Here is a 21,403-nt window from a genome sequence, read left to right as displayed (position 1 = left end):
CCGCCGCCGTCTGAGACGGCGCACGGGGGCGCCCCGGACCGTACGGTCCGGGGCGCCCCCGTGCGCCGTCTCAGACGGCGGCGGCCGCGTCCGCGGCCTGGGCCTTCAGCGCCCGCTCGACGCCCGCGCGGGACTCGGTGACCAGGCGGCGCAGCGCCGCGTTGGGCTCGGCCGAGGCCAGCCAGGCGTCGGTCGCGTCCAGGGTGGCCTGGGAGACCTGTAGGGCGGGGAAGAGCCCGACGGCGATCTGCTGGGCCATCTCGTGGCTGCGCTTCGCCCAGACGTCCTTGACCACCGCGAAGTACTTCTCGGCGTAGGGGGCGATCAGCTCGCGCTGGTCGGCCTGCTGGAAGCCGCCGATGACCGACTCCTGCACCGCGTTGGGCAGCTTGTCGGACTCGATGACCGAGGCCCATGCCGCGGCCTTCGCCTCGGCCGTCGGCCGTGCGGCCCGCGCCCAGGCGGCGTGCTCCTCGCCCGCCGAGGTCTTGTCGCGCTCCAGCTCGGCGTCGATGGCCGCGTCGTCCGCCCGGCCCGTCGCCGCGAGCCGGGTCAGCAGGTCCCAGCGCAGCTCGGTGTCGACGGTCAGGCCCTCGATGGACTCGCTGCCGTCCAGCAGGGCGGCGAGGAGCGCGAGCTGCTCGTCGGTGCGGGCGGTGGCGGCGAAGGCGCGGGCCCACGCCAGCTGGTGGTCGCTGCCCGGCTTCGCCGCGCGCAGGTGCTCCAGCGTGGCCTCGGTCCACTTCGCCAGGCCCGTCTCGCGCCAGGTGGGCGCGGCGTACAGGTCGACGGCGGTCTTCACCTGGCGCTGCAGCGACTGCACCACGCCGATGTCGGACTCCTTGGCGATGCCCGAGAGCACCAGGTCCAGGTAGTCGCGGGTGGCCATCTCGCCGTCGCGGGTCATGTCCCAGGCGGAGGCCCAGCACAGCGCCCGGGGGAGGGACTCGGTGAAGTCGCCCAGGTGCTGGGTGACGGTCGCCAGCGACTCGGAGTCCAGGCGCACCTTGGCGTACGACAGGTCGTCGTCGTTGAGCAGCACGACCGCCGGGCGGGGCTTGCCGGCCAGCTGCGGGACGTCGGTCAGCTCGCCGTCGACGTCCAGCTCGATGCGGTCCTTGCGGACCAGCTTGCCGTTCTCGTGCTCGTACAGGCCGATCGCGATGCGGTGCGGGCGCAGCACCGGCTCGCCCTTGGCGCCGGCGGGCAGCGCGGGAGCCTCCTGCTTGACGGCGAAGGAGGTGATGGCGCCGGACGCGTCCGTGCTGACCTCCGGGCGCAGGATGTTGATGCCGGCCGTCTCCAGCCACTTCTTCGACCAGGTGCTCAGGTCACGGCCGGAGGTCTTCTCCAGTGCGCCGAGCAGGTCGGACAGGCGGGTGTTGCCGAAGGCGTGCTCCTTGAAGTACGCCTGGACGCCGGTGAAGAACGCGTCCATGCCGACGTAGGCGACGAGCTGCTTGAGGACGGACGCGCCCTTGGCGTAGGTGATGCCGTCGAAGTTGACGAGCACGTCGTCCAGGTCGCGGATGTCCGCCATGATCGGGTGCGTGGAGGGGAGCTGGTCCTGCCGGTAGGCCCAGGTCTTCATGGAGTTGGCGAACGTCGTCCACGAGTGGGGCCACTTGCTGCCGGGCGCGTACGCCTGGCAGGCGATGGAGGTGTAGGTGGCGAACGACTCGTTCAGCCACAGGTCGTTCCACCACTCCATGGTGACCAGGTCGCCGAACCACATGTGCGCCAGCTCGTGCAGGATCGTCTCCGCACGCACCTCGTACGCGGCGTCCGTGACCTTCGAGCGGAAGACGTACTGGTCGCGGATGGTGACCGCGCCCGCGTTCTCCATCGCGCCCGCGTTGAACTCCGGGACGAAGAGCTGGTCGTACTTGGCGAAGGGGTAGGCGTAGTCGAACTTCTCCTGGAACCAGTCGAAGCCCTGCCGCGTGACCTCGAAGATCGCGTCGGCGTCGAGGAACTCGGCCAGCGAGGGACGGCAGTAGATGCCCAGCGGGACGGTCTGCCCGTCCTTCTCGTACGTGCTGTGCACCGCGTGGTACGGGCCGGCGATCAGCGCGGTGATGTACGTGGAGATGCGCGGGGTCGGCTCGAAGCGCCAGATGTTGTCGGCAGGGCGCTCGGGGGTGGGCGAGTTGGAGATGACCGTCCAGCCCTCGGGGGCCTTCACGGTGAACTGGAACGTCGCCTTCAGGTCGGGCTGCTCGAAGGAGGCGAAGACGCGGCGGGCGTCCGGCACCTCGAACTGGGTGTAGAGGTAAGCCTGCTGGTCCACGGGGTCGACGAAGCGGTGCAGGCCCTCGCCCGTGTTGGTGTACGCGCAGTCGGCGACGACCTTCAGCTCGTTGCGGCCGGCCACCAGGCCCGGCAGCGCGATGCGGCTGTCGGTGAAGACCTCGGCCGCGTCGAGGGCGGTGCCGTTCAGCACGACCTCGTGGACCGCCGGCGCGACGAGGTCGATGAAGGAGTCGCCCGGCTCCGTGGCGTCGAAGCGCACCGTGGTGACGGACCGGTAGGTGCCGCCCTCCTGTGCGCCGGAGAGGTCGAGCTCGATCTCGTACGCGTCCACGGCGAGCAGCCGTGCCCGCTGCTGCGCCTCTTCGCGGGTCAGGTTCGTTCCGGGCACCGGGGCATCTCCTTAGCGTTCCGCACTGTCGCGACTTCCGGCCATCCTTCCACGCCGTCGCTGTGCGTGGCGGTCCGTACGCTCACGGCGGAGGGGCCCGCCCGCGCGCCGGCCGGGGGCCCGATCCCCGGGACCTAGGCCGCCTCCGACTTTGGACCGAGGCGTGCCCCCGTGACCGCATTTCAGATGCTCTTGCTGATAGCGTTTACCTGCAAGTTCATTGCAATAAGCAGTCGGAGGGCTCGGCATGGCCATCTACACACTTCCCGAACTTCCGTACGATTACGCGGCCCTGCAGCCGGTCATCGACGCGAAGATCATTGAGCTGCACCACGACAAGCACCACGCCGCGTACGTCAAGGGCGCCAACGACACGCTGGAGCAGCTCGCGGAGGCCCGCGACAAGGACCAGTGGGGTGCGATCAACGGCCTGGAGAAGAACCTGGCCTTCCACCTCTCCGGCCACATCCTGCACAGCATCTACTGGCAGAACATGACCGGCGACGGCGGCGGCGAGCCCCTCGACAAGGACGGTGTGGGCGAGCTCGCGGACGCCATCGCCGAGTCCTTCGGCTCCTTCGCCAAGTTCAAGGCACAGCTGACCAAGGCGTCCGCCACCACCCAGGGCTCCGGCTGGGGCGTGCTCGCCTACGAGCCGATCAGCGGCCGCCTGATCGTCGAGCAGGTCTACGACCACCAGGGCAACGTGGGCCAGGGCTCCGTGCCGATCCTGGTCTTCGACGCCTGGGAGCACGCCTTCTACCTGCAGTACAAGAACCAGAAGGTGGACTTCATCGACGCCATGTGGGCCGTCGTGAACTGGCAGGACGTCAACGCGCGCTACCTCGCCGCGAAGGAGAAGGGCAGCTCCATCATCCTGGCGCCCTGACCCGCCCCCGGACCGCCTGCTCGTGATCGTCTTCTCACCCTTCACGCGGCGGGCGCACCAGGAGGCCCCCGCGCGTTCGGATCGCGCGGGGGTCTCCCCTGCATTCCATCATTCCGGCCGGGCGTGGCCGAACGCCTCACCGGTCACCGTGAACTCCCTGGCCAGCCCGGTTTCGTGCAACCGGGCGAAGGGAGTGAACGGCACCCCCATCTCCGACTTGCCGCGGTCGAAGTTCCACGCCTTCTGCACCGCGAAGCGGTAGTCCACGACCGTGCCCCCGGCGGCATCCACCCGGACCGTGCCGGTCAGCCGGAACTCCGCACAGCGCAGCGCCAGCCACCAGTCGGGACTCGCCCGGCGGGTGACCAGCACATCGCGCCAGCCGCTGTCGGCGGGGTACGCGGCAGGGCCGCCCGGCCCGGCCCGCCACCGCTCCAGCGCCTCCGCCCGCCACCGCCCGAGCTGCTCGGCGGCGGCCGAGCGGACGACCTCCAGGGCCAGCAGCGCCTCGGCGTCCACCCGGCGGGCGGCGCCCGTGCCGCGCAGGTAGTGCCGCAGCATGCCCGCGGCCTGCCGCAGCCCCAGCAGCGCCCACAGCGCCGCCAGCGCATGGCACGCCAGCAACGTGATCAGGTCGTACGGACGCAGGGGCAGCTCCGCGTAGGCCGCGTTGGCGGTCGGCGGCTCCGCCTCGGCCCAGCCGCCGTCGCGGCCGAGCGGCCGCGAGAGGTCGGTCTGGCCCATACCGGGACACTAAAGGACCGCTCCCGGGTCCGCAGGTCGACGCCGCGGCCGCCCGCGGGACGTGCCTCAGTCGAAGACCGGGCCGGACGTCCGGGTCCGCTTGATCTCGTAGAAGCCCGGCGTGCCGGCGACCAGCAGGGTGCCGTCCCACAGCCGTGCCGCCGCCTCGCCCTTGGGGGCCGGGGTGACGACCGGGCCGAAGAAGGCGACCTCGGCGCCGTCCGCGCCGGGCACGGCGATGACCGGGGTGCCGACCTCCTGGCCGACCTTCTCGATGCCCTCCTTGTGGGAGACGCGCAGGTCCTCGTCGTGGTCCTCGGAGTCGTACGCCTCCGCCAGCCGCGCCGGCAGCCCGGCCGCCACCAGCGCCGCCTCGACGGTCTCCCGGGTGCGCGGCTGCTCCTGGGGGTGGAAGCGGATGCCGATCTCGGTGTAGAGGCGGCCCAGCACCTCCTCGCCGAACTCCTTCGCGGCCGCTATGCACACCCGCACCGGGCCCCAGGCGTCGGTGCGCAGGTACTCCCGGTACTCCTCGGGCACCTGGTCGATCTTGTCCTCGTTGAGCACGGCCAGACTCATGACGTGCCAGCGCACGTCGACGGGCCGCACCTTCTCGACCTCCAGCATCCAGCGCGAGGTCATCCAGGCCCAGGGGCAGGCGGGGTCGAACCAGAAGTGGGCGGTCACTCTCTCCGCGGTCACGCGAATCTCCTCCGGGGTTGCTGCGTCTCCGACGAGCGCAACGAGCTGGACAGTCAGTGATTCAACAAGCACCCCCCGTGCCATGATTCCTGATGTTTCGCATGATCTGAGTGATCAATCCGATGAAGACGAGGGAGCCGCGTCGTGCCCGGAGAGAACCTGACCCGTGAGGAAGCCCGCCTCCGCGCCCGGCTGCTGGCCGTGGACGCCTACGAGGTGGCGCTCGACCTGCGCTCCGCGGTGGGTGCGGGTCCGGCTGCCGGCGCCGGCCCGCGCACGTTCCGCTCGGTGACCACGATCCGCTTCCGCTGCGCCGAGCCGGGCACGGCGACCTTCGCCGACCTCGTGGCCCCCTCCGTGACGTCGGTCACGCTCAACGGCCGGGAGCTCGACCCGGAGGCGGTCTTCGACGGCGCCCGCATCGCCCTGGAGGGCCTGGCCGCCGAGAACGTCCTGGTCGTCGACGCCCGGTGCGCCTACAGCCGCACCGGCGAGGGCATGCACCGCTTCGCCGACCCCGAGGACGGCGAGGTCTACCTCTACACCCAGTACGAGCCCGCCGACGCCCGCCGCGTCTTCGCCACCTTCGAGCAGCCCGACCTGAAGGCCCCCTTCACCTTCTCCGTCACCGCCCCCGCCTCCTGGACGGTGCTGAGCAACGGCGAGCAGGACGGCGAGAGCGAGCCCGTCGCCGGGGACGCCGCCTCGGCCACCTGGCGCTTCGTGCCCACCCGGCCGATTTCCACCTACATCACGGCCGTCGTCGCCGGCCCGTACCACGTCGTGCGCGACCACTACACCCGCACCTTCGCCGACGGCACCGTCCTGGAGATCCCGCTGGGCGCCCTGTGCCGCAAGGGCCTGGCCCGCCACTTCGACGCCGACGACGTCTTCGCCGTCACCAAGCAGGGCCTGGACTTCTTCCACGAGCACTTCGACTACCCGTACCCCTTCGGCAAGTACGACCAGGCGTTCGTGCCGGAGTACAACATCGGCGCCATGGAGAACCCCGGCTGCGTGACCTTCCGCGAGGAGTTCGTCTTCCGCGGCAAGGTGACGCAGGCGGCCTACGAGCGCCGGGCCAACGTGATCCTGCACGAGATGGCGCACATGTGGTTCGGCGACCTCGTGACCATGGAGTGGTGGGACGACCTGTGGCTCAAGGAGTCCTTCGCGGACTTCATGGGCTCCTTCTCCCTCGCCGAGGCCACCCGCTTCACCAACGCCTGGGTGACCTTCGCCAACAACCGCAAGGCATGGGCCTACCGCGCCGACCAGCTGCCCTCCACCCACCCGGTCACCGCCGACATCCACGACCTGCAGGACGCCAAGCTCAACTTCGACGGCATCACCTACGCCAAGGGCGCCTCCGTCCTCAAGCAGCTCGTCGCCCACGCCGGCCGCGACGCCTTCCTGGAGGGCGCCCGCCGCTACTTCAAGCGCCACGCCTACGGCAACACACGCCTCACCGACCTGCTGGAGGTGCTGCAGGAGACCTCCGGCCGCGACATGACCGCCTGGTCGCGCTCCTGGCTGCAGACCGCCGGCGTCAACTCCCTGACCCCGCTGGCCACCTACGACGCCGCCGACCGCATCACCGAACTCGCGATCCTGCAGGAGGCCCCCGCCGGCCACCCCGAGCTGCGCCCGCACCGCGTGGCCGTCGGCCTCTACCGCCGCCGCGAGGCGGGCGGTGCGCTGGAGCGCTACGCCCGGGCCGAGGTCGACGTCGCCGGCCCGCGCACGGTCGTCACCGAGCTGGCCGGGGCCGAGCGGCCCGAGCTGATCCTGGTCAACGACGACGACCTCACCTACTGCAAGATCCGCTTCGACGAGGGCTCGCTGGCCACCCTGCGCGCCCACCTGGGCGACCTCACCGACCCGCTGGCCCGCGCGCTGTGCTGGTCCGCGCTGTGGAACCTCACCCGCGACGGGCTGATGCCCACCCGCGACTACCTGGAGCTGGTCCAGCGCTTCGCGGGCGCCGAGACCGACATCGGCGTGCTGCAGATGGTCCAGGCGTGGGCCAGTGGCGCCCTCGCGTACTACGCGGCCCCCGCCCACCGTGAGCCGGCCGGCCGCGCACTCGCCCAGAGCGCGCTGCGCGAGCTGCGGCTCGCCGAGCCCGGCAGCGGCCACCAGCTGACCTGGGCCCGCTTCTTCGCCCAGCTCGCGGAGACCGAGCAGGACCTGCAGCTGCTGCACGGCCTGCTGGACGGCAGCGGGAAGGTCGACGGCCTGGACGTGGACCAGGAGCTGCGCTGGACGTTCCTGTGCGCGCTCGCCGCCCGCGGCGCCGCCGACGAGGCCACGCTCGCCGCCGAGCTGGCCCGGGACGACACGGCCTCCGGCCGCCGCCACCACGTCCGCTGCCTCGCCTCCCGCCCGTCGGCCGAGGTCAAGGCCGAGGCGTGGGCGTCGGTCGTCGACTCCGACACGCTCTCCAACGCCCTCGCCGAGGCCACCATCGCCGGCTTCGCCCAGCCCTCCCAGCGGGAGCTGCTGGCGCCGTTCGCACCCCGCTACTTCGAGGTGATCGGGCGCATCTGGAACGAGCGGTCCATCGAGATCGCCATGGCGGTCGTCCGCGGTCTCTACCCGGCGCTGCAGGACGACCGGGAGACGCTGGAGGCCACGGACGCCTGGCTGCAGGCGCACGAGGACGCGCCCCCCGCCCTGCGCCGGCTGGTGCTGGAGGCCCGCGACGACCTGGCGCGGGCCCTGCGCGCGCAGGAGTGCGACGCCGCGGCGGGCTGACCGCCGGCCCCCGGCGGGCCCGGCGACCGTTCTCGAACACCGTTGATGTCGAACGGCGTTGTCCTGAATTGTCGACGGGCCCGTAACAGCGGTTAGGGGGTGGGCGCGGGGCGGGAATGGCCGGGGCATGAACCCCAACACCCCCCTCTCCCCCCGCCCCCTCCACCACCTCTCCGACGTCCGCCACCGGGTCATGACCGCGCGCGGGCTGCGCGAGCACGGGCTCACCGGATCCGAGGTCGCCGCGCGCTGCCGGTCCGGCGGCCCCTGGCAGCAGCTGCTGCCGGGGGTCTACCTGCTCCACACCGGGCCGGCCACCAGCGAGGAGCGGCTGCACGCCGCCCTGATGTACACCCTGCCGCGCGCCCAGGTGCCCCGGCAGCCGGGCCCGTCGGCCGCGCGCGAGGCCGAGCCGGCCGGCTACGGGCAGGCCATGGTCACCGGCCCGGCCGCGCTGGCCCTGTACCGCTTCACCTGCGTGCCCTCGCTGCTCTCCCTGGAGCACATCGACGTCCTGCTGCCGCGCACCCGGCGCCTGCGGTCGAACGGGTTCGTACGGCTCGTACGGGCGCACACCGTGCCGCGCGCCCGCCTGGTGACGGGCGTGCCGGTCGCCCCGGTCGCCCGGGCGGTCGCCGACACCGTGGCGCAGCTGACCGACGCGTCGGCGGTGCGCGCCCTGCTGAGCGAGGCCGTGCGCGGCGGGCACGCCGAGGCGACGGCGGTCGTGCGGGAGCTGACCCGCGCCCGGCTGCTGGCGCGGCCGCACGTGGTGCACGCGGTGGAGGCACTGCTGGCGGAGGGCCGGGCGGTCGCCGAGGGCCGGCTGTACGCCATGGTGCGCGAGCACGCGCTGCCGGCGCCGCTGTGGAACGTCGAGCTGCGGCTGCCCGGCGGGCCCTGCCTCGGCAGCGTGGACGCGTTCTGGCCCGACCACGCGGTGGCCCTGGAGCTCGACACGCGCGCGCCCCGCGAGCAGGAGGAGGCCGTCTGGTCCGAACCTGCCCGCCGACGCGAGCACTTGGAGCGACTGGGCGTCGTGCTCGTCCGGGTGACACCGAAGAGGCTCGGGGACGCGGAGGCGCTGGAGCAGACGGCCGCGGTCGTCCGCACCGCCCTGGTGGCGTCGGCCGACCGCGACCCCTGCGCCCCTCTCGTCGTCCTGCCGAGGTGAATCCCTTCCCGTGCCGTCCCGGCCGCCGGCCCGGCGCGGTCAGCGCCGGGACAGCAGCAGTTCGGTGTTGCGGTCGGGTGGCGAGCCGGCCAGGGAGGTGTCCGAGCCGGGGGCGTTGAAGGCGAGCTCCCGGTAGAGGGAGGCGAGGCCGGTCTGGGACAGGTCGTGGACGTCGGTGCGGTACGGGGCGGCCGATTCGATGAGGGTGGTGAAGAGCGAGATCGTCCCGTCGTGGTTGTCGGTGATCTCGACGATGCGGGCGAGCTGCGGGTAGTCGACGTGCGAGGCGGTGGCGATCTCCCAGAAGCTGCCGCGCGGGCGGATGCGGTTGCGGTGGCTGTGGCCGTTGATCCAGGCCAGGACGTTGGAGTGGCGCTGGAGGAGGGCGATCACCTCGTCGCCGCCGTGCCGCTTCTCGCCCGGGTGGGCGGGGTCGGGCGTCATGTTGTTCATGCTCCAGCTCGGGTGGTGGCTGAAGATCAGGGCGTACTGGTCCTTGTGCTCGGTGAGCGTCCGGTCCAGCCAGGTGAGCTGGGAGGTGCCCAGTGAGCCCTGGTAGTGGCCGCCGGGGTCGGTCGAGTCCATGCTGATGCCGATGACCTTGTCGGACACCTTGAAGGTGTAGTAGAGGGTGCCCGAGTCGAGGTTGGCGCGGGTGTAGCCGTGGCCGACCGGTCCGCGCCCGGTGTGCTGCGGGTCGAGGTGGGCGGCCACGTACTGACGTGCCGTCAGCGGCACCCGGCGCGGGTCGGGGGTGATCGTGCGCATGTCCTTCTTGTGCGACTTGAGCATGGACTCTATGCGCTTGCCCTTGGGGTCGGCGCCCCCGACCTCGCCCTCCATCAGCCATTTGGCCTCGGCGGGCGGGATGTACTGCAGCTTGCGGCTGCCCACGCAGATGTCGGCGATGAAGGAGCCCGCGGCCGGGTAGCAGCCGCCGGAGAGCAGGTCGTGGTTGCCGAAGGTGGAGTACCAGGGGATGTTCAGGCCGGGGCTGGTGACGCGGCGGCAGGCGGCCTCCAGATAGCCGTCGATCCGCGGGTAGCCGGCCGCCTTGTCCTGGTCGCGCAGGGCGCTCTCGGGGTGCCAGTACTGCTTGAGGCCGCTGTTCTGCACGCCCTCGTAGTGGTGCGGGTCGCCGGTGTTGGGGGTCATCCGGCCGCCGCTGAGGGCGGTGAGGAACCACTCGACCTCGATCTTGGCGTTCTCGTCGCCGTTGTCGCCCGTGGTGATGACGAAGTCGAACGGCGTCCCGGTCGCCGGTCCCCGGCGCACCTTGTTGACGCGCTCGACCAGGGAGACGACCCCGGGCAGGGTCAGTGCCTCGTGCGGCCGCCAGCCGCCCACGTCGCCGGCGCGGAAGAACTCGTAGCGCAGCGGGTGCTGCACGTCCGTCAGATGCAGGTCGGTGAACTGTACGAAGGACGCGAGCGTCGTCCGCCGGTCCTCGCGGCCGTTCTGCGCTGCGGCCAGGTCGGCGCGTACGACCCGGGACCAGCCGGGGCCGTCGCCGAGCCGGCGGTAGCCGCTGCTGCCGCGCGGGGCGGCCACGGAGACGAGCGTGGTGCCCTCGCCCGTCGGGGCGGCCGCCGGTGCCCCGGCCGCGGGCGTGGCCGCCGTGGTGACCGGGGGGGCGGGGTCGCCCGGCGCGGCCGACGCCGGCCTGCTGCCCGCGCCCACGGTGAGGCCCAGCCCGGCGGCCGTGGTGACGGCGCCCGCGGCGGCCAGGAACGTACGGCGGTCGAGGGGCGAGTCTGCGGTTCTGCGGGATCTGCGGTGCATGGCGGTCTCCCCGAGTGCGAACGCGAAGGCTGGCGGTCGTGCGGGCGGGCTGCGGGCCCCGGTCAGTGAGGATCGTTGGCAGCGCGAGTGACCTGGGCGTGAACCGGGCCGCAACGGTTGCCGCCGATCGCCTCACATGGATCTTGGCTACTGCGAACTGGCATACACCACTCGTCCCCTGGAGTGCTGACGCTCACTCAGCGTTCACCCTGGAGGGGAACCCTCCCGCCGCTCATGGGGCAGTGCTTTAGTCCGTTTGTCCTACAGCCGCTGAGCTGCGGGAACGGCCTGACCGCTTCACGGCCTCCGTCCCGCTTCATCCCGCGTGGCGCGTGGCGGGTTTACGCCATCCTTATGTTCCTGCCCGGGCAACTCTCCCCAAACCCCCGCCACTTCCATAAAAGTGATCGGTCATCCGGCTCCGCTTTTCGGACGCCGTGTCGTCGTGCCCTTTCACAGGCCCTTTTGTTGTCCGTTCACCACTTCCAGCCAGGGATGCCCATGACCCCCACCCCCGATGCCCCCAGCGCGCCGGGCGGCGCGAGACGCACGGTGCGAATAGCCGTCGCCGCCTCGCTCGTCGCCGCGCTCACCGCGGCCGGCGCGGCCCCCGCCTTCGCGGACGACCCCGCGCCCGCCCCGGGCCCGGTGAAGTCCACGTCGGACAAGCTCGGTTCGCACGACGCGGACCTGCTCGCCAAGGCCAAGGCCGAGGGCGACCGGACCGTCACGATGATGATCGCCACCCAGCCCGGCAGGACCGGCCAGGTCGCCGAGAAGCTCGACGCGATCAAGGGCGCCTCGGTGGGCCAGGCGTACGACAAGCTCGGCTACGTCCGGGCCACGGTCCCCACCGGCAAGGCGGACGCCGCGATCGACGAGGCGAAGAAGCTCGCCTCGGTCCACGGCATCGACCTCAAGCAGGAGATCAAGCTCCCGGACCCGACGCCGCGCGCCGACGCCGCCGAGGGTGCCGCGAAGCTCGCCGGGGACCGGAAGTACCCCGCCCCCGGCAAGCAGACCCCGGCGAAGAACCCCTACCAGCCGGCCTTCGAGACCGGCGCCGTCGAGTTCGTCGAGGACCACCCCAAGGCCGACGGCCGCGGCGTGACCATCGGCATCCTGGACTCCGGCATCGACCTCGGCCACCCGGCGCTGCAGAAGACCAGCACCGGCGAGCGCAAGATCGTCGACTGGGTCACCGCGACCGACCCGCTGGCCGACGCGGACGGCACCTGGCTGCCGATGACCTCCGACGTCTCGGGCCCGAGCTTCTCCTTCAACGGCCGCACCTACACCGCCCCCGCCGCCGGCGGCTCCTGGCAGGTCGCGCTCTTCCGCGAGTCCGTCACCGCGGGCGGCGACATGAAGGGCGACCTCAACCGCGACGGCGACACCAAGGACTCCTGGGCCGTCCTCTACGACAAGGCCAAGGGCACCGTCCGCGTCGACCTCGACGACGACGGCAACTTCGGCAACGACGAGGAGCTCAAGCCGTACAAGGACGGCTACCAGGTCGGCTACTTCGGCAAGGACAACCCCGACACCCCCATCGCCGAGCGCATCCCCTTCGTCGTGCAGATCCGCAAGGACGTGCCGATGGACCCCAAGGGCGGCGAGTGGGTCGGCAAGAAGGCCGACTTCGTCAGCATCGGCGTCATCGAGTCCGAGCACGGCACGCACGTCGCCGGCATCACCGCCGCCAACGGCCTGTTCGGCGGGAAGATGAACGGTGCCGCCCCCGGCGCCAAGCTCGTCTCCTCCCGGGCCTGCACCTGGAGCGGCGGCTGCACCAACGTCGCGCTCACCGAGGGCATGATCGACCTCGTGGTCAACCGCGGCGTCGACATCGTCAACATGTCGATCGGCGGCCTGCCGGCGCTCAACGACGGCAACAACGCCCGCTCCGAGCTCTACACGCGCCTCATCGACACCTACGGCGTCCAGCTCGTCATCTCGGCGGGCAACAGCGGCCCCGGCGCCAACACCATCGGCGACCCGGGCCTGGCCGACAAGGTCATCAGCGTCGGCGCCTCCGTCTCCAAGGAGACCTGGGCCGCCAACTACGGCTCCGAGGTGAAGACCAAGTACGCCATGATGCCCTTCTCCTCGCGCGGTCCGCGTGAGGACGGCGGCTTCACCCCGACGATCACCGCCCCGGGCGCGTCCGTCAACACCACCCCGACGTGGGAGCCCGGCGCCCCCGTCAAGGAGGCCGGCTACGACCTCCCGCCCGGCTACGGCATGCTGCAGGGCACCTCGATGGCCTCCCCGCAGGCCGCCGGTGCCTCGGCGCTGCTGATCTCGGCCGCCAAGCAGAAGAACATGAAGCTCGCCCCGGCCGACCTGCGCACGGCGCTCCACAGCACCGCGAAGAAGATCAAGGGCTTCCAGGCGTACGAGCAGGGCGCCGGCCTCATCGACGTCGTCGAGGCGTGGGAGGCCCTGCGCGACGGCGCCACCGCCCACGACTACACGGTCAAGGCCCCGGTGCACACCGCGCTCTCCGGTGCCCTGAAGACCCCCGGCTACGGCACCGGCGTCTACGACCGCGAGGGCGGCCTGAAGACCGGCGAGAGCCGCACCTACGACGTCACCGTCACCCGCACCTCCGGCCCGGACAAGCCCGTGTGGCACGAGCTGGAGTGGCAGAACAACGACGGCACCTTCAAGCTCGTCGGCGACAACGAGGTCAAGCTGCCGCTGAACAAGCCCGTGACCGTCAAGGTCGCCGCGAAGGCGAAGACCGCCGGCATCCACAGCGCGATCCTGGCCGTGGACGACGACCGCACCGAGGGCGTCGACAAGCAGATCATGACGACCGTCGTCGCCGCGGAGCCGCTGGCCACGCCGTCGTACGTGGTGAAGAAGACCGCCAAGGCCACGCGCAACGCCCACACGTCCTACTTCGTGACCGTGCCCAAGGGCGCCCGCACCCTTGAAGTCTCCCTCGGCGGCCTGGCCGCCGGCAGCCAGACCCGGTTCATAGCGATCAACCCCTACGGCGTGCCCGTTGACCCCACCTCCACGGTCAACTGCTACCCGAACTACCCGAACCCGGACAACGCCTGCCGCCCGGACCTGCGCTCGTACGCCAAGCCCATGCCGGGCGTCTGGGAGATCGAGGTCGAGTCCCGCCGCACCTCCCCGCTGCTGGAGAACCCCTACACGCTGACGGCCTCGGTGCTGGGCGCCTCCTTCGACCCGGCCGTGCAGAGCGTGCCCGAGGCCAAGGTGGGCCAGGCCACCGACGTGACCTGGAAGGCCACCAACGCCTTCGCGGCGCTCGACGGCAAGCTCAAGGGCGGCCAGCTCGGCTCCGCGAAGACCGACCGGCCCACCCTCAAGCAGGGCGAGAAGCAGGTCACCAAGGTCACCCTCGGCGAGGGCGTCACCCGCTTCGACGCCGCCATCAGCGGCGCCGCCGACCCCAAGGCCGACCTGGACCTGACCGTCTACAAGGACGGCAAGTCCGTCGGCTCCTCCACCAGCGGCGGCTCGGACGAGCTGGTCACCCTGACCAAGCCCGCCGCCGGCGAGTACACCGTCGAGGTCACCGGCTACTCCGTGCCGGCCGGCTCGACCGCCTACGACTACCGCGACGTGTACGTCGCCCCCTCGCTGGGCGAGATCAAGGTGGACGCGGCCAAGGGCGTCAAGCTCGGCGCCGGTGAGTCCGCCCCCGTCACGGCCCAGGTCGTGGTCGCGGGCGCGGCCCCCGAGGGCCGCTCCTTCTTCGGCGACGTCCAGCTGGTCAACGCGGCCGGCACGGTCGCGGGCAGCGGCAGCGTGAAGATCGAGAAGGTGCTGCCGTAGCCGTCACCGACGGCTCGTGAGCGGTACCGGGAGCGGGGTGGGGGCACGATCGTGCCCCCACCCCGCTCCGCCGTGTCACCGCCGGGGCCGCGCGTCCCGTCCTTCGGACAATGGATTGGACTTAGGGGGCGGGTCGCACCTCATGATGGGAACCACGCGCCCAGGTGAACCGTCCCTGGCGGTAGTGACGTATGTGATTAGGGAGCCCTCGTGAGGATCGGAATCGTCGGAGCCACCGGTCAGGTCGGCGGAGTCATGCGCAACATCCTCGCCGAGCGCAAATTCCCGGTCGACACGCTGCGGCTGTTCGCCTCGGCCCGCTCCGCCGGTACGACCCTGCCCTGGGGGGACACGGAGATCACCGTCGAGGACGCGGCCACCGCCGACTACTCGGGCCTGGACATCGTGCTCTTCTCCGCCGGTGGCGCCACCTCGAAGGCGCTCGCCGAGAAGGTCGCCGCCCAGGGCGCCGTCGTGATCGACAACTCCTCGGCCTGGCGTCGCGACCCCGAGGTGCCGCTGGTCGTCTCCGAGGTCAACCCGCACGCGATCGCGAACCGCCCCAAGGGCATCATCGCCAACCCCAACTGCACCACCATGGCCGCCATGCCGGTGCTCAGGCCGCTGCACGACGAGGCCGGGCTGACCGCGCTGATCGCCACCACCTACCAGGCCGTCTCCGGCTCCGGCCTGGCCGGCGTGGCCGAGCTGGACGGCCAGCTGCGCGCGGTCGCCGACCGGGCCACCGAGCTGACCCACGACGGCGAGGCCGTGGAGTTCCCGGAGCCGGGCGTCTACAAGCGCCCCATCGCCTTCAACGTGCTGCCGCTGGCCGGCGCGATCGTCGAGGACGGCAGCTTCGAGACCGACGAGGAGCAGAAGCTCCGCCACGAGTCCCGCAAGATCCTGGAGATCCCGGAGCTCAAGGTCTCCGGCACCTGCGTGCGCGTCCCCGTCTTCTCCGGCCACTCCCTGCAGGTCAACGCCCGCTTCGAGCGCCCGGTCAGCGTGGAGCGCGCCTACGAGCTGCTGAAGGACGCCCCGGGCGTCGAGCTCTCCGAGATCCCGACGCCCCTGCAGGCGGCGGGCAAGGACGCCTCCTACGTCGGCCGCATCCGCGTCGACGAGACCGTCGAGCACGGTCTGGCGCTCTTCCTGTCCAACGACAACCTCCGCAAGGGCGCGGCGCTCAACGCCGTGCAGATCGCGGAGCTGGTCGCGGTGGAGCTGCGCGGCTGACGCCGGCGGGCCCGTAGCGGCCCCATGCGAAGGGGCCGGACACCGTGCAGGTGTCCGGCCCCTTCGTCGTCCGCGCGGCGCCCGGTGCGCCCCTCGGCGCCCGGGCGCCGTCGGTCAGTGCCCCTTCGCCGCCAGCATCCGCTGGCGCACGTAGCCGGTCAGCGCCAGGGCGGCGGTCAGGCCGGCCGTGAAGTACAGCTGGACGCGGGTGTCCTCCTCGCGCAGCATCAGGGACAGCACGCCCACGATGCCGGCCAGCGCGACCCACGTCAGCGCCGGGAAGAGCCACATCTTCACCACCAGGCGCTCCGGCGCCTCGCGCTCCAGCTGCCGGCGCATGCGCAGCTGGGTGACCGCGATGAAGCCCCAGACCACGAGGACGGCGGCGCCGGTCATGTAGAGGAGCCACTTGAAGACGGTGTCCGGCCACCAGTAGCTGAGCAGGACGGCGAAGAAGCCGAAGGCGGAGGAGGCCAGGACGGTCAGCCGGGGCACGCCGCCGGTGACCTTGGCCAGGAACTTCGGGCCCTCGCCGCGCATCACCAGGGAGTGCGACATCCGGGAGGCGCCGTAGATGTTGGCGTTCATCGCGGAGAGCAGGGCGATCAGCACGATGACGTTCATGATCTGCCCGGCGGCCGGGATGTCGAGGTACTTCAGCACCGCGACGTAGGGGCCGTCCGTGGTGAGCGACTTGTCGTTCCACGGGATGACGGTGACGACGACGAGCATCGAGCCGACGTAGAAGAGCGCGATGCGCCACATCGCCGTGCGGACCGCCTGGGCGACGCCCTTGACGGGCTGCTCGGACTCGGCGGCGGCGATGGTGACTGTCTCCAGGCCGCCGTAGGCGAAGACGGAGGCCAGCAGGCCGACCACCAGGCCGTTGGCGCCGTTGGGCAGGAAGCCGCCGTGGCCGGTGAGGTTGTCACCGCCGGGGGAGGACGTGCCGGGCAGCAGGCCCAGGATCGCCAGCACGCCCAGCACCAGGAAGATGCCGATCGCGGCGACCTTCAGGGCGGCGAACCAGAACTCGAACTCGCCGAAGTTGCTGACGGCCGCGAGGTTGGTGCCGCAGAAGACGGCCATGAAGAGCAGGACCCACATCCACGATGCGGTGGAGGGGAACCACGAGACCATGATGGACGCCGCGCCGATCGCCTCCACGGCGATGCCGACGCACAGCTCCACCCAGAACATCCAGCCCGCGGTGAAGCCCGCCCAGGGGCCTATCGCCTTCTCGGCGTGGACGGAGAAGGTGCCCGAGGCCGGATTGGCCGCGGACATTTCGCCGAGCATGCGCATCACGAGCATCACGAGCAGCCCGGATATCGCATAGGCGAGCACGATCGCCGGTCCGGCGGCGGTGATGCCGGCGCCGGAACCGACGAAGAGTCCGGCGCCGATGACCCCGCCGAGCGCGATCATCGAAAGATGACGCTGCTTGAGGCCGTGCGACAGATTGCCGTGGCCGCCCGGTGTGCCGTCCGGTGCCGCGCCGGTGACCCCGTCGCGCTCGGGCGCGGAGGTCGCAGGTGTCCCAGTCATGGTCGTACTTCCCCGTGGGTGAGAGCTTGGGAAAAAAGTGCCGCAGAAAGTTGCCTCAGTGTGGGGGTCATGTTCGCTCAGGACAACACCTGTGACACAGCTGTCCGATATTCAGACCACGTGGTTACCGTGGGTACCTGATATATCGCCAGAACCAAGGCTTTTTCCGGGTGAACTATTTCGTGCGGCGCAGCCGGAGTTCGCGCAGCCCCGCCACGACGAGCACCGCGGCCGTCGCCGCCGCCGACCACAGCAGCTGCGGACGGGCCTCGGCGTCGGTGAGCATCAGCACGATCACACCGGCCATGCCGGCCAGGGCGGCCCAGGTCAGGTAGGGGAAGCACCACATGCGCAGGGTCAGCCGCTCGGGCATCTCCCGCTCGATGCGCGGACGCAGCCGCAGCTGTGAGGCGGCGATCAGGCCCCAGACGAAGAGCAGCACCGCGCCCACGGCGTTGAGCAGGTAGTGGAAGATCGAATCCGGCCACTTCAGATTGAGCACGACCGAGGCGAATCCGAAGGCGACCGATGCGAGGACCGCCCGGCGGGGCACGCCGCCGCCCGAGACCTTCAGCAGCGCACGCGGCGCCTCACCGCGCTCGGCCAGCGAGAACACCATCCGCGACGAGCCGTAGAGGTTCGCGTTCAGCGCGGACAGCAGCGCCACGAAGACCACGATGTTCATGATCTGACCGGCCGCCGGCACCCCGACGTGGTCCAGCACGGCCACGTACGGGCTCTGTCCGGGCTGGATCGAGGACCAGGGCAGCAGGGTGACGATGACGAGCATCGAGCCCACGTAGAAGAAGAGGATGCGCCACACGGCGCTGCGCACCGCCCGGCCCACCGCCCGCGCCGGGTCGTCGGACTCGGCGGCCGCGATGGTGACGACCTCCAGGCCGCCGAAGGCGAAGACGACGGCGAGCACACCCGAGACCACACCGCTCCAGCCGTGCGGCAGGAAGCCGCCCTGGCCGGTCAGGTTGCTCATCCCCACCGCATCGGTGTCCGGCAGCAGCCCGAAGATCGCCAGCAGGCTCAGACCGAGGAAGAGCACGATCGCGCCGACCTTCAGCGCGGCGAACCAGAACTCGAACTCGCCGAAGTTCTTCACCGCCGCGAGATTCGCGGTCGTGAAGACCAGCATGAAGATCAGCACCCAGCCCCACTGCGGCACCGACGGCGCCCAGCCGTGCGCGATCTGCGCGGCGCCCGTCGCCTCCACGGCGAGCACGACCACCAGCAGGAACCAGTACAGCCAGCCCACCGTGAAGCCGGCCCACCGGCCCAGGGCGCGCTCGGCGTGCACCGAGAAGGCGCCCGACGCCGGCATGGCCGACGACAGCTCGCCGAGCATGCGCATCACCAGCATGGCGAGCGCGCCCGCGATCAGGTACGAGACGATGATGCCGGGACCGGCCACCGCGATGCCGGCGCCGGATCCGACGAAGAGACCGGCGCCGATCACGCCGCCGAGGCCCAGCATCGTCAGATGTCGCTGCTTGAGCCCCGCGGCCAGCGGTTCCTTCTCGCCGGCGGCCAGGGGCGCGTCGGCAGACTGTGCGTCGTGCATGGGAGTCGATCTCTCGGTCAGTGCGCCTGACGCGAGGACACGCAGGAGCGGGTGGGGGTGGGGTCCAGATTCTCCCGCCCGGGTGGCCGGAGCCAAGCGGACCGGGATTCTCGTGACGAGCATCACGTTTCCACGAGCAACGATGGCGAACGGGTCCCCACGCGCTCGGAACCCCACAGGACCGGCCCGTCGCGTTTGTCGCTGCCGTCCGGTGCCCGAAGGGTGACGCTCGGCTAACGTCAGCGTGTCCTCATCCACCTTCTTTCTTCCCGCGGAGTACCGATGGCCACCGCAGCTGCCCCCGCCACCCGGACCGGAACGGTCCTCGCCGATCTGCTCCCCGCCTCCACCGCGGGCCGCGCCCGCGTCCGCGACGCGGCCCTGGTCCTCGGCGGCGCCGCGCTGACCGGCATCACCGCGCAGATAGCCGTCCCCGTGCCGGGCTCGCCCGTGCCCGTCAGCGGCCAGACCTTCGCCGCGCTGCTCGTCGGCACCGCCCTGGGCGCCCGCCGCGGCTTCCTCTCGCTCGCGCTGTACGCCGTCGCCGGCATGGCGGGCATGCCGTGGTTCGCCGAGGCCAAGTCCGGCGCCGCGTTCCCGTCCTTCGGCTACGTCCTCGGCATGCTGCTCGCCGCGACCGTCGTCGGCGCCCTGGCCCGCCGCGGCGCCGACCGCTCCGTGCTGCGCACCGCGGGCACCATGGCCCTGGGCTCCGCGATCATCTACGCGGTGGGCGTGCCCTACCTGGCGCTGGCCGCGCACATGCCGCTGAGCGAGGCGGTCGCCGCGGGCCTGACGCCCTTCCTCATCGGCGACGCCCTCAAGGCCGCGCTGGCCATGGGCGCCCTGCCGACGGCCTGGAAGCTGCTCGGCCGCCGCGGCTGAGACCGCACCGCAGGAACCGTACGGAACGGGCCGGGCCCGCACCCAGATCCTGGGTGCGGGCCCGGCCCGTGGCGTTGGCGCCCGCCTACTGGCCGGCGGCCTTCGCCGCGTTCTTGCGGCGCTTGTCCAGGACCAGACCGATCGCCAGGACGATCAGGCCGAGCAGCGTCGAGAGCAGCACCTGCTCACGGTTGTCGCCGCCGTCGTAGACCATGTAGCCGAGCACGAAGGTGATCATGCCGATGGTCGCCCAGGTCAGGTACGGGAAGAGCCACATCTTCACGAAGTGCCGCTCGGGCATCTCGCGCTTGATGATCCCGCGGAACTTCAGCTGCGTGATGCAGATGACCAGCCACACGAAGAGGGCGATGGCACCCGAGGAGTTCAGCAGGAACTTGAAGACGGTGTCCGGCCAGACGTAGTTGAAGATGACCGAGACGAAGCCGAAGACGACCGAGCCGAGGATCGCGGCCTGCGGCACGCCCCGCTTGTTGACGACGGCGAACGCCTTGGGCGCGTCGCCGCGCTTGCCGAGGGAGAAGGCCATGCGGGAGGCGGTGTAGAGGCCCGAGTTCAGGCAGGAGAGCACCGCGGTCAGGACGATGACGTTCATGACCTGGCCGGCGTGCGGGATGCCGATCGAGTCCAGGGCGGCGACGTAGCTGCCCTTCTCGGTGATCGTCTTCGAGTCCCACGGCAGGAGCGAGACCACGACGAGGATCGAGCCGAGGTAGAAGACGGCGATGCGCCAGATGACGCTGTTGGTGGCCTGGCGGACCGCGCGCTGCGGGTCCTCGGACTCACCGGCGGCCAGCGTGACGATCTCGCTGCCCATGAAGGAGAAGACGACCATCAGCACACCGGTGAGGATGGCGCCCGGACCGTTGGGCAGGAAGCCGCCGTGCGAGGTGAGGTAGTCGAAGCCGGCGCCCGGGTTGTCCGAGCCGGGCAGCACGCCGAAGACGGCCAGACCGCCGATGACGATGAACGCGGCGATCGCGACGACCTTGATGCCGGCGAACCAGAACTCGAACTCACCGTAGGAGCTGACCGAGGCCAGGTTGGTGGCGGTCAGCACGACCATCACGATCAGCGCCCAGGCCCACTGGGGAACGGCCGGTATCCAGCCTTCGAGGATCGCCGCACCCGCGGTCGCCTCGACCGCCAGCACCACGACCCAGAAGAACCAGTACAGCCAGCCGATGGTGAAGCCGGCCCAGCGGCCGAGCGCCCGGTCGGCGTAGGCGGAGAACGACCCGGAGGTCGGGTTGGCCGCAGCCATCTCGCCCAGCATCCGCATCACGAAGACGACCATCGCGCCGACGAGTGCGTAAGAGAGGAGAATGCCGGGACCCGCGGCGGCGATGCCGGAACCGGAACCCACGAAGAGGCCCGCGCCGATCACACCACCAATCGCGATCATCGACAGATGGCGGTTCTTGAGTCCGGCCTTCAGACCGTCCTCGCCCGCGACCGGGGCGTTACCGGGGTCGCCGGACGTCGACGCCTTCGTCATGGTCGGCGGTGTCGCGCTCATGTGCACGTTCCTTCGGGTTGTTCCTTTGGTTCTCGGGTTACGAGCCACCGCATTAGAACTTTTTAAAGGTGTCTTTAGGAAGACCTGAATCCATTTCGTTGTGTTCACAGAGAGTC

13 protein-coding genes are annotated in these 21,403 nt (G+C 71.1%); 6 read left to right on the top strand and 7 right to left on the bottom strand.

Annotated features, from left to right (window positions below):
- Window positions 1–70 precede the first annotated feature (70 nt).
- A complete protein-coding gene (pepN, locus tag LE181_RS25230; RefSeq protein ID WP_225663788.1) occupies window positions 71–2,641 on the bottom strand; it encodes an aminopeptidase N in 2,571 nt (856 codons plus the stop codon).
- Between the two features lie 247 nt (window positions 2,642–2,888).
- Between pepN (LE181_RS25230) and LE181_RS25225 the strand changes: the two genes are divergently transcribed.
- Window positions 2,889–3,530 (top strand): superoxide dismutase, encoded by a 642-nt coding sequence (locus LE181_RS25225; protein ID WP_225663787.1) that lies wholly within the window; start codon window positions 2,889–2,891, stop codon window positions 3,528–3,530.
- A gap of 108 nt (window positions 3,531–3,638) precedes the next feature.
- Here LE181_RS25225 and LE181_RS25220 read toward each other — a convergent pair whose 3' ends face one another.
- Window positions 3,639–4,274, bottom strand: coding sequence for a hypothetical protein (locus LE181_RS25220; protein WP_225663786.1), 636 nt, complete (start codon window positions 4,272–4,274; stop codon window positions 3,639–3,641).
- A gap of 66 nt (window positions 4,275–4,340) precedes the next feature.
- Window positions 4,341–4,976, bottom strand: a complete 636-nt coding sequence (locus LE181_RS25215) for a mycothiol-dependent nitroreductase Rv2466c family protein (protein WP_372458492.1) — start codon at window positions 4,974–4,976, stop codon at window positions 4,341–4,343.
- A gap of 144 nt (window positions 4,977–5,120) precedes the next feature.
- Here LE181_RS25215 and pepN (LE181_RS25210) point away from each other — a divergent pair, with 144 nt between their 5' ends.
- Both pepN (LE181_RS25210) and LE181_RS25205 read left to right on the top strand, forming a co-directional pair.
- Window positions 5,121–7,733 (top strand): aminopeptidase N, encoded by a 2,613-nt coding sequence (pepN, locus tag LE181_RS25210; protein WP_225663785.1) that lies wholly within the window; start codon window positions 5,121–5,123, stop codon window positions 7,731–7,733.
- Between the two features lie 127 nt (window positions 7,734–7,860).
- Window positions 7,861–8,907 carry a hypothetical protein gene (locus LE181_RS25205; protein ID WP_225663784.1) on the top strand — a complete coding sequence of 349 codons (1,047 nt, stop codon included), beginning with the start codon at window positions 7,861–7,863 and terminating at the stop codon, window positions 8,905–8,907.
- Between the two features lie 39 nt (window positions 8,908–8,946).
- Here the strand turns inward: LE181_RS25205 and LE181_RS25200 are convergent, their stop codons facing one another.
- A complete protein-coding gene (locus LE181_RS25200) occupies window positions 8,947–10,689 on the bottom strand; it encodes a TIGR03767 family metallophosphoesterase (RefSeq protein WP_225663783.1) in 1,743 nt (580 codons plus the stop codon).
- Between the two features lie 501 nt (window positions 10,690–11,190).
- Between LE181_RS25200 and LE181_RS25195 the strand changes: the two genes are divergently transcribed.
- Both LE181_RS25195 and LE181_RS25190 read left to right on the top strand, forming a co-directional pair.
- Window positions 11,191–14,505 carry a S8 family serine peptidase gene (locus tag LE181_RS25195; RefSeq protein WP_225663782.1) on the top strand — a complete coding sequence of 1,105 codons (3,315 nt, stop codon included), beginning with the start codon at window positions 11,191–11,193 and terminating at the stop codon, window positions 14,503–14,505.
- A gap of 210 nt (window positions 14,506–14,715) precedes the next feature.
- Window positions 14,716–15,744: an aspartate-semialdehyde dehydrogenase gene (locus tag LE181_RS25190; protein ID WP_225663781.1), complete on the top strand. Its 1,029-nt coding sequence runs from the start codon at window positions 14,716–14,718 to the stop codon at window positions 15,742–15,744.
- Window positions 15,745–15,858: 114 nt separating this feature from the next.
- On the opposite strand, the gene LE181_RS25185 is transcribed toward LE181_RS25190, so the two are convergent.
- Window positions 15,859–17,292: an amino acid permease gene (locus tag LE181_RS25185; RefSeq protein ID WP_225663780.1), complete on the bottom strand. Its 1,434-nt coding sequence runs from the start codon at window positions 17,290–17,292 to the stop codon at window positions 15,859–15,861.
- Window positions 17,293–17,467: 175 nt separating this feature from the next.
- Window positions 17,468–18,865, bottom strand: coding sequence for an amino acid permease (locus LE181_RS25180; RefSeq protein WP_225663779.1), 1,398 nt, complete (start codon window positions 18,863–18,865; stop codon window positions 17,468–17,470).
- Between the two features lie 282 nt (window positions 18,866–19,147).
- On the opposite strand from LE181_RS25180, the gene LE181_RS25175 reads away from it, so the two are divergent.
- Window positions 19,148–19,750, top strand: coding sequence for a biotin transporter BioY (locus LE181_RS25175; RefSeq protein WP_225663778.1), 603 nt, complete (start codon window positions 19,148–19,150; stop codon window positions 19,748–19,750).
- A gap of 85 nt (window positions 19,751–19,835) precedes the next feature.
- Here the strand turns inward: LE181_RS25175 and LE181_RS25170 are convergent, their stop codons facing one another.
- Window positions 19,836–21,266, bottom strand: coding sequence for an amino acid permease (locus LE181_RS25170; RefSeq protein WP_225663790.1), 1,431 nt, complete (start codon window positions 21,264–21,266; stop codon window positions 19,836–19,838).
- Between the last annotated feature and the right edge of the window lie 137 nt (window positions 21,267–21,403).

It is taken from the genome of Streptomyces sichuanensis (genome assembly GCF_020328095.1).
Classification (GTDB): Bacteria; Actinomycetota; Actinomycetes; order Streptomycetales; family Streptomycetaceae; genus Streptomyces; species Streptomyces cinnamoneus.
The sequence above is the reverse complement of the archived record's forward strand: the minus strand, read 5'-3'. Positions and strand labels throughout refer to the sequence as shown.

What these genes read in the sequence shown, in the direction of transcription:
- LE181_RS25225 (WP_225663787.1), top strand. Translation starts at nt 2,889, where the DNA reads ATGGCCATCTACACACTTCCCGAACTTCCGTACGATTACGCGGCCCTG.
- LE181_RS25220 (WP_225663786.1), bottom strand. Translation starts at nt 4,274, where the DNA reads ATGGGCCAGACCGACCTCTCGCGGCCGCTCGGCCGCGACGGCGGCTGG.
- LE181_RS25205 (WP_225663784.1), top strand. Translation starts at nt 7,861, where the DNA reads ATGAACCCCAACACCCCCCTCTCCCCCCGCCCCCTCCACCACCTCTCC.
- LE181_RS25200 (WP_225663783.1), bottom strand. Translation starts at nt 10,689, where the DNA reads ATGCACCGCAGATCCCGCAGAACCGCAGACTCGCCCCTCGACCGCCGT.
- LE181_RS25195 (WP_225663782.1), top strand. Translation starts at nt 11,191, where the DNA reads ATGACCCCCACCCCCGATGCCCCCAGCGCGCCGGGCGGCGCGAGACGC.
- LE181_RS25185 (WP_225663780.1), bottom strand. Translation starts at nt 17,292, where the DNA reads ATGACTGGGACACCTGCGACCTCCGCGCCCGAGCGCGACGGGGTCACC.
- LE181_RS25180 (WP_225663779.1), bottom strand. Translation starts at nt 18,865, where the DNA reads ATGCACGACGCACAGTCTGCCGACGCGCCCCTGGCCGCCGGCGAGAAG.
- LE181_RS25175 (WP_225663778.1), top strand. Translation starts at nt 19,148, where the DNA reads ATGGCCACCGCAGCTGCCCCCGCCACCCGGACCGGAACGGTCCTCGCC.
- LE181_RS25170 (WP_225663790.1), bottom strand. Translation starts at nt 21,266, where the DNA reads ATGACGAAGGCGTCGACGTCCGGCGACCCCGGTAACGCCCCGGTCGCG.